Source organism: Rhizobacter sp. P2_H2 (genome assembly GCF_056403375.1).
The window spans coordinates 1-1,474 of the sequence record NZ_JBFUFP010001232.1 but is presented as its reverse complement, the minus strand read 5'-3'; the positions used below and the strand labels follow the sequence as shown (position 1 = coordinate 1,474).

The 1,474-nt window shown below is 67.4% G+C and carries 3 protein-coding genes; all 3 read right to left on the bottom strand.

Annotation, left to right across the window (positions count from 1 at the left end; all coding sequences use genetic code 11):
- The coding region (locus tag AC1D15_RS31880) for an ATP-binding cassette domain-containing protein (RefSeq protein ID WP_477829204.1) at window positions 1–306 on the bottom strand (306 nt) is incomplete at its 3' end.
- On the bottom strand, window positions 293–1,009 hold the full coding sequence (locus AC1D15_RS31875) for an amino acid ABC transporter permease (protein ID WP_477829205.1): 717 nt from the start codon (window positions 1,007–1,009) through the stop codon (window positions 293–295). The genes AC1D15_RS31880 and AC1D15_RS31875, both read right to left, overlap by 14 nt.
- Window positions 967–1,474: ABC transporter permease subunit (locus AC1D15_RS31870; RefSeq protein ID WP_477829203.1), on the bottom strand; the 508-nt coding region annotated here is incomplete at its 5' end. The genes AC1D15_RS31870 and AC1D15_RS31875, both read right to left, overlap by 43 nt.

The following is a 1,474-nucleotide window of genomic DNA, read 5'->3' as shown; positions in this document are numbered from 1 at the left end:
GCTCAGGTGCGGGAACAGGTTGTACTGCTGGAACACGAAGCCGACACGCTTGCGCAGCGCGATGAACTCGGCCTCGCTGCGCAGCTGGTCGACGCGCGTGCCGCCGACGCGGATCTCGCCGCGCTGCGGCCGGATCAGCCCGGTGATGCAGCGCAGCAGCGTCGACTTGCCCGAGCCCGAGGGCCCGATGATCGAGACCGATTGCCCGCGCTTCACCTGCAGCGAGATGCCCTTCAGCACCTCGTTGTCGCCGAAGGACAGGTGCACGTCGTCCAGCGAGACCAGCGGTTCGTCAACGGAAGGCATGGCGTTTTTCCAGGGCCTGCGTGAAGCGGGCGATCGGGTAGCAGTAGGCGAAGAAGAAGCCGAGGATCGCCCCGTAGACGAGCACGGTGAAATCGGTGCGGGCGACGGTGTTGCTCGCGATCTGCGCGGTGTCGACCAGGTCGTGCACGCCCACCAGCGACGCGAGCGAGGTGCTCATCGCGATGCTCGCGTACAGGTTCATCCACGGCGGCAGCATGCGGCGCAGGCACTGCGGCAGGATCACGACGCGGAACACCTGGGCGCGCCGCATCGCGAGCGATTGCGCGGCCTCCCACTGTGCGGAGGGAATCGACTGCACCGCGCCGCGGAAGATCTCGGCCACGTTGGCGCTGGTCGGCAGCGCGAGACCCAGCACCACCTTCAGCCAGTCGGGGAACGGCAGCCGCCACGCGGCCGGGCCGATCTCGAACGGGAACACGTAGGTCGTGAAATAGATCAGCACCAGCACCGGCGCATTGCGGAACAGCTGCACCCACACTCGTGTGAAGCCCCGCAGCAGCGCTGCGTGCGACAGCGAGGCGGCGCCGATCACCAACCCGACCAGCGTGCCCAGCGCCACCGCCAGCAGGCTGATGCCGATGTTGGCGGCCATGCCGTGCAGCAGCGCAGGCATCCATTGCCACAGGTGCTCCAGCGCCGTCATTGCCCGTATCCCGGCATGCGCAAGCGCCCTTCCAGCCAGCGCCCGGCCCGAGCCACCGCCCAGGTCAGCGCGCCGAAGTACAGCAGGATCAGCAGCAGCAGTTCCAGCACGTTGTCGCGGTTGGTCCAGATCATGATCGACTCGTAGGTCACGTCCCCGACCGCGATCGCCGAGGCCACCGCCGTCATCTTCACCAGGTCGACCACGTTGTTCACCAGCGACGGCAGCGCAAAGCGCAGCGCGAGCGGCATCTCGATGCGCCACAGCAGATGGCGCCGGCTGAAGCCGAGTGAGCGTGCTGCCTCCAGCATGGCCGCCGGCACCGCCTGGATGCCGGCGCGCAGCGCCTCGGCATGGAACGCACCCTTGTGCAGAGAGACGACGATGAAGACCCAGACGAACGGCGTCAGCGGGTTGCCGGCGCCGAACTGCCTGAACTGCTGCGTGATCAGCATGTTCAGCACCAGGAAAGCGCAGTACAGCTGCACGAGGGTCGGCGTGTTG